This window comes from Psychrobacter sp. A3, assembly GCF_028823565.1.
GTDB classification, from domain to species: domain Bacteria; phylum Pseudomonadota; class Gammaproteobacteria; order Pseudomonadales; family Moraxellaceae; genus Psychrobacter; species Psychrobacter celer.
Genome location: NZ_JAPEHS010000125.1, coordinates 1 through 4,915 on the forward strand (window position 1 = coordinate 1; position 4,915 = coordinate 4,915).

The 4,915-nt window shown below is 47.6% G+C and carries 5 protein-coding genes; 4 read left to right on the top strand and 1 reads right to left on the bottom strand.

Annotated elements, in window-relative coordinates:
• On the top strand, positions 1–302 hold a 302-nt coding region (locus NK638_RS11825; protein WP_274633162.1), incomplete at its 5' end, for a hypothetical protein.
• 46 nt (positions 303–348) lie between these two features.
• Here NK638_RS11825 and NK638_RS11830 read toward each other — a convergent pair.
• The gene (locus NK638_RS11830) at positions 349–783 is read right to left on the bottom strand and encodes an MCR_0457 family protein (RefSeq protein WP_075101516.1); all 435 of its coding nucleotides are present in this window, start codon (positions 781–783) and stop codon (positions 349–351) included.
• Between the two features lie 642 nt (positions 784–1,425).
• Between NK638_RS11830 and surE the strand changes: the two genes are divergently transcribed.
• The 3 genes from surE (at position 1,426) to NK638_RS11845 (ending at position 4,810) form a co-directional block, all read left to right on the top strand.
• Positions 1,426–2,322 (top strand): 5'/3'-nucleotidase SurE, encoded by an 897-nt coding sequence (surE, locus tag NK638_RS11835; protein WP_274633163.1) that lies wholly within the window; start codon positions 1,426–1,428, stop codon positions 2,320–2,322.
• 163 nt (positions 2,323–2,485) lie between these two features.
• Complete coding sequence (locus NK638_RS11840; RefSeq protein ID WP_274633164.1) at positions 2,486–3,286, top strand: M23 family metallopeptidase; 801 nt, start codon at positions 2,486–2,488, stop codon at positions 3,284–3,286.
• Between the two features lie 219 nt (positions 3,287–3,505).
• Complete coding sequence (locus tag NK638_RS11845; protein ID WP_274633165.1) at positions 3,506–4,810, top strand: lytic murein transglycosylase; 1,305 nt, start codon at positions 3,506–3,508, stop codon at positions 4,808–4,810.
• Positions 4,811–4,915: the final 105 nt, after the last annotated feature.

A 4,915-nucleotide genomic window follows, 5' to 3' on the forward strand; every position in this document is an offset into this window, starting at 1 on the left:
TGCGCAAAATTCATCCCAGTAGCGCTATGACATTTTTAGAGTGTATCAACTATATAAGGTATCTTAAAAAACAAACCCAGCGCGATCTTCGGTTGCAAAAAAGCCTGCTGCATGGCCCATCTTCTGGCAATACAGCAAGCTTTTATGTCATCTATCACTCGTCAGAAAATATTAAAGACATTAAAAATCTTGACGCTTTGTCTCGCTCTAGACGCCCGCTTGTGTCGTTTTTTATTGTCGTTGATGATCAATGTTATTTTGGCGTCAAAAGCACAGTGGCACGTTTTTTTTTATTTTTTTAAATCGTCTGTCTTATCATGCTTATCATAAGTGGTGATGAGGGGAGTACTAGTATTCAGCATTGGCCAAATCTTCGCACAGCGCTCGGTTGTCTTGCTTAGAAAACCCCATCGTCCAGCTACGGATGCCTTGGAGAATTTGGCGATAGTCTTGCTGCGTTGATAGGTATTGAATCGCCGCTTTGGGGTCTTCTAGTGACGGCATCAGCTCGTGCAACTGCACGTTATAAGACTTATAAAAACGCTGTTTTTGCTTACCGTTTAGCATCGGCGGGCAAATCTCTGAAAGCACTTGCATCACAGCGATTTCATGCTTGGTGATGTTGATGCCAGACATGTCTAAAGGAATGGTCGTCGCAGCATTGTTTGCCGCATAGGAGGCTTGAGACAGCATGGCAACAGACGTTATCAGTCCTGCAAGACCTACCTTGGATGCGGTCTTCGCTAGCACAGAAGCTATAGATAATATCGATTGATTTTTCATTCTGTATTACACTCGCTTATCTTTATTTAATGGTCATATGTTAATGGGTAAAAAAACAAAAGTCACATAAAATATTGATTTATGTGTAGATATATTGTGAGCCAAAGCCATCTTGCAGCAACATATCAGCAGCATCGTCAGCTAAGTTACGTCCGCCTAAAAGTATAAGTTTGTATTGTAGTGCGTTGTTGCCTATTGTAACCTAATGGCAAGTTTTTGCTTATCATTTAATCTGTACTGTCGGTATGACGCTCTGCCATAAATAGTTCAGGGTAAAGCTGTAAAGCCTTGAATACTTTAGGCTGTGAGCCTTCATATTTGTATCTATTGCATCTATGGTTTGGTCTGCTATGTGTGCGTCAGTGTATGATTGGGGTATAATCGCCATTTATTTTTGCCCTTTTGCTTTTTTGCGCTTTTACTTACGATACCAGCAGGGCGCGCTGATGATCTTTACCATGGGTAGTGAGTTAGCACAATTTATAAGTATAAGGAAGAAGGTATCATTGGGCGATAAATTTTACCAATCAACCGTTTTCATAATGGCCTATCATCTAAGCAATGCTGCGCCGAGTATAGCAATATTATGACAAAAAGGCTGAAAAGCAGACAAACGGTCAAAGACAAAAACAACGAGCAAATATGAGATTTTTACTTAGCAATGATGATGGCGTACACGCGCCAGGACTATTGGCATTGGCTCAGGCACTATCGACCATCGGTGAGGTTGTCGTCGTCGCCCCAAGCGAAGAGCAAAGTGGCTGCGCAAGCTCGCTTAGTGTCTCAAAGCCGCTGTATGCTCATCAGTTGCCGTCAGGTTTTGTCGCTGTCAATGGCTCTCCTGCCGACTGTATTTATCTGGCATTGCACGAGCTGTACCGTGATACGGACTTTGATTGTATCGTCACCGGCATCAATTCAGGCGCCAATTTGGGACAAGATGTCTTGTTTTCTGGTACCTTTGGCGCGGCATTGACCGCTCAGATTTTTGGTATACCGGCGATTGCCACTTCTTTGGTAGGCGGCGGTGTCAAAGGAAAAAAGGCAGGCAAACGACGAGGGCAAGAGGATGCCAGTCACTATAAAGTGGCTGCTGAGGAGATTGCCAAGCTCATTCGTGAGACCGCTATTTTGTCGATGTGTAAAAGTTTGCCCTATCACGTATTAAACGTTAATATTCCTGATGTGCACAGTAGTGCTGAGATAAAAGGCCGAAAAATCACCACGCTTGGCCATGCTCAGATTGCGCGCCCTGTCCATCACATGGTAGATCCGCGCGGGCGAGATGCGTATTGGCTGTCGTTACGCAAACGCAAAAACGCCCACGTCGCGTCAGCGTTACATGATGAGGAGGGTGACGAAACGACCCGATTGCTAGATCGTCAGGCGCCTAACCCCTTATACCAGCAAACCTATGAGGTGGCAGGTGTGATGAACGACGATAAAGCCGTGGCCGAAAACTATATCAGCCTATCGCCTGTGCGATTACACCATGCGCCAAAAGCAGCGTTAGAGACGTTGTCGAGTTTGGCCTTATGAAGATAATTGAGGCGATAAAGGCAGGAGTAATAGCACAAATCATAGACAGCTGAGGTCTGTGGCCATAGGATAGATGACCCAAAAAGCATAATACGTATGAGTGGCACACAAACCACTCAATGAGACAAAAACTGATGAGTGAGAGAAAGAATAGGAACCTTGTATGAAAAAGCTTAACACAGGATCGCACCTTGCAACGTCGGTGTTGATTGGTAGCATGGCCGCCGCTGCGCTAACGATGGTAGGCTGTGCCACCAAACCTACTTATCAGACAGCAAACCAAGCTGCGCCCAAGATCATCACCAACGCACAAGGGGTTCCTAACTACCATCTGGTCCAGCGCGGTGATACCGTCAGCCAAATCGCCGCCCGTTATGGCCTAAATTATCGTCACATTGGTGCGATCAATGGCTTAGATAGCAAATACACCATCTATAGTGGTCAATGGCTAAAGCTCTGGCAAGGACAGCCAAATGCTGCCAATAACAATCGCTATAACGCGCCTGCTCAGACACGGCCACAGCCTACTTACAACCGGCCTGTCACCAGCACACCTACTAACACCAGCCCTGTCTATGAAGTCACGGCAAACGCCACGTCAGGCTATGAGTACCCGAGCCGCAACCAAGTGACACGTAACTTTGATGCGGCGGCTGGCACGATGGGCATGTGGTTTGCTGGCAATATCGGCGACCCTGTACTGGCGAGCCAATCAGGGACAGTGCTATATGCAGGTAACGGTCTGCCTGAATATGGCAATCTGATCATGATTCGTCATAGTGACAACTATATCACTGCCTACGCTCACAATAGCCAGCTTTTGGTTAAAGAAGGGGACGCGGTGCAGCGAGGCCAACGTATTGCCAATATGGGGAGTAGTGGCCAAACCAATCAAGTGGGCCTGGAGTTTCAAGTACGCTTAAATGGCAACCCTATTGATCCACGGGCAGTATTGGGACGCTAGTCTTTGTCAGCGCCATGATTGATTGTGCAGCACGGCCTAGCATTGCTGCTCTACCGCTGCTGGTTTTTATTTGCTAAGTTATCCCAAGCCCTAAAAAGATGATAAACGACTGATGAGCGATATGTTGATGAGTGGTATATAGTTACTCTATGCTTATTACTCTGATTTTTGGCAACGGTATGGCTTACCGATAGTACTTATTCACACCTGAGACTTCTTATGATTTTAAAAAAACACTATATTGCTCTTTTCCCAGCGCTAGTCATGGTGGGCTGTACCAGCCAGCAAGCGATGCAAAAACCTAGCAAACCTGTGCGTCAGGCTAACGTACAGATTACTCAAACTCAGACCATTCAGGTCAAGCCGACCCCCAAACCTGTTGTCAAACCCCAGCCAGTCGCAAAACCAAGCTATGGCAGTTTTTCTGACTGGAAGTCGGATTTTTCTATGCGCGCCATGGCGTCAGGTCATGATGCACAGACCATCCGCCGCCTGCTAGATTTGGCGTATCTCAATCAGCAAGTCATCTCTTTAGACTCAGGGCAGCCTGAGTTTTCTAAAATGCCGTGGGAGTATGTGGATTCGGCGGTATCAGACGGCAGAGTCAGCACAGGTAAGCGTAAGTTTGCAGAGCAGCGGGCGTTTTTGTCCCAGTTACAGTCGCAGTATGGCGTCAATGCCGAAATCATCGCGGCAATATGGGGGATGGAGTCTTCGTATGGCGCGGTGACGGGCAACAGTAGCATTCCAAGCTCGCTTGCCAGCCTTGCCTATGACGGTCGTCGCCAAGAGTTTGCCGAAACTCAGTTGTTGTCGCTTGCTTCGTTATTGCAGCGCGGCGATGTGTCATGGTCACAGCTTGATGGCTCTTGGGCGGGCGGCATGGGGCAAACCCAATTCATCCCTGATACTTGGCTCAAACAAGGGGTAGATGGCGATGGTGATGGTCACCGCAACCCTTGGGCAACGGGAGATGCATTGGCGTCTACTGCCAATTATCTGAGTAACTCAGGCTGGGTACGTGGCTTAGCGCCTTTTTATGAAGTGAGGATTCCTGCATCTTTTGATTATGCCGTTGTTGGCAGCAAACAGTCGGCGGCCAGATGGGCGGCGCTTGGTATCGATACCATCGATGATGTGTCTTTGGATGCCAATACCCAGATGGAGTTGTGGCTACCGGCTGGCAAAGATGGTCCTGCACTGCTGCTCAGTCCCAATTTTGATGTGATCAAAGTCTATAATAATTCATCAAGCTATGCCCTAGGGGTCAGCTTGTTGGGCAAAGCGCTGGCAGGGCAAGGTGGTCTATATAAATCATGGCCACGTTATGAGCGCCCATTATCGACTGTGCAAGTACGCAACCTCCAGCAGCGCCTGACCAGCATGGGTTACGATACCAAAGGTGCTGACGGTATCGTAGGCACCAATACGCGTAGGGCGTTTCAGCGTTGGCAAGCAGATAATGGCCAGACGCCAGATGGCTTTATTACTCAGCGCAGTGCTGCAAGCCTAGCCTCATGGTGAGCTAGGCTGTTAAACTGGCTGTGTCATCTGGTTGGCTATTAGGGCGTGTTGAACATTTACAAATAGGCACTGCTGATCGCTAAAATTGTTCCAGACAAGGCGCAA

Excerpts from the sequence above, each read along its gene's own strand:
- NK638_RS11830 (WP_075101516.1), bottom strand. The coding sequence starts at position 783 with ATGAAAAATCAATCGATATTATCTATAGCTTCTGTGCTAGCGAAGACC.
- NK638_RS11840 (WP_274633164.1), top strand. The coding sequence starts at position 2,486 with ATGAAAAAGCTTAACACAGGATCGCACCTTGCAACGTCGGTGTTGATT.
- surE (WP_274633163.1), top strand. The coding sequence starts at position 1,426 with ATGAGATTTTTACTTAGCAATGATGATGGCGTACACGCGCCAGGACTA.
- NK638_RS11845 (WP_274633165.1), top strand. The coding sequence starts at position 3,506 with ATGATTTTAAAAAAACACTATATTGCTCTTTTCCCAGCGCTAGTCATG.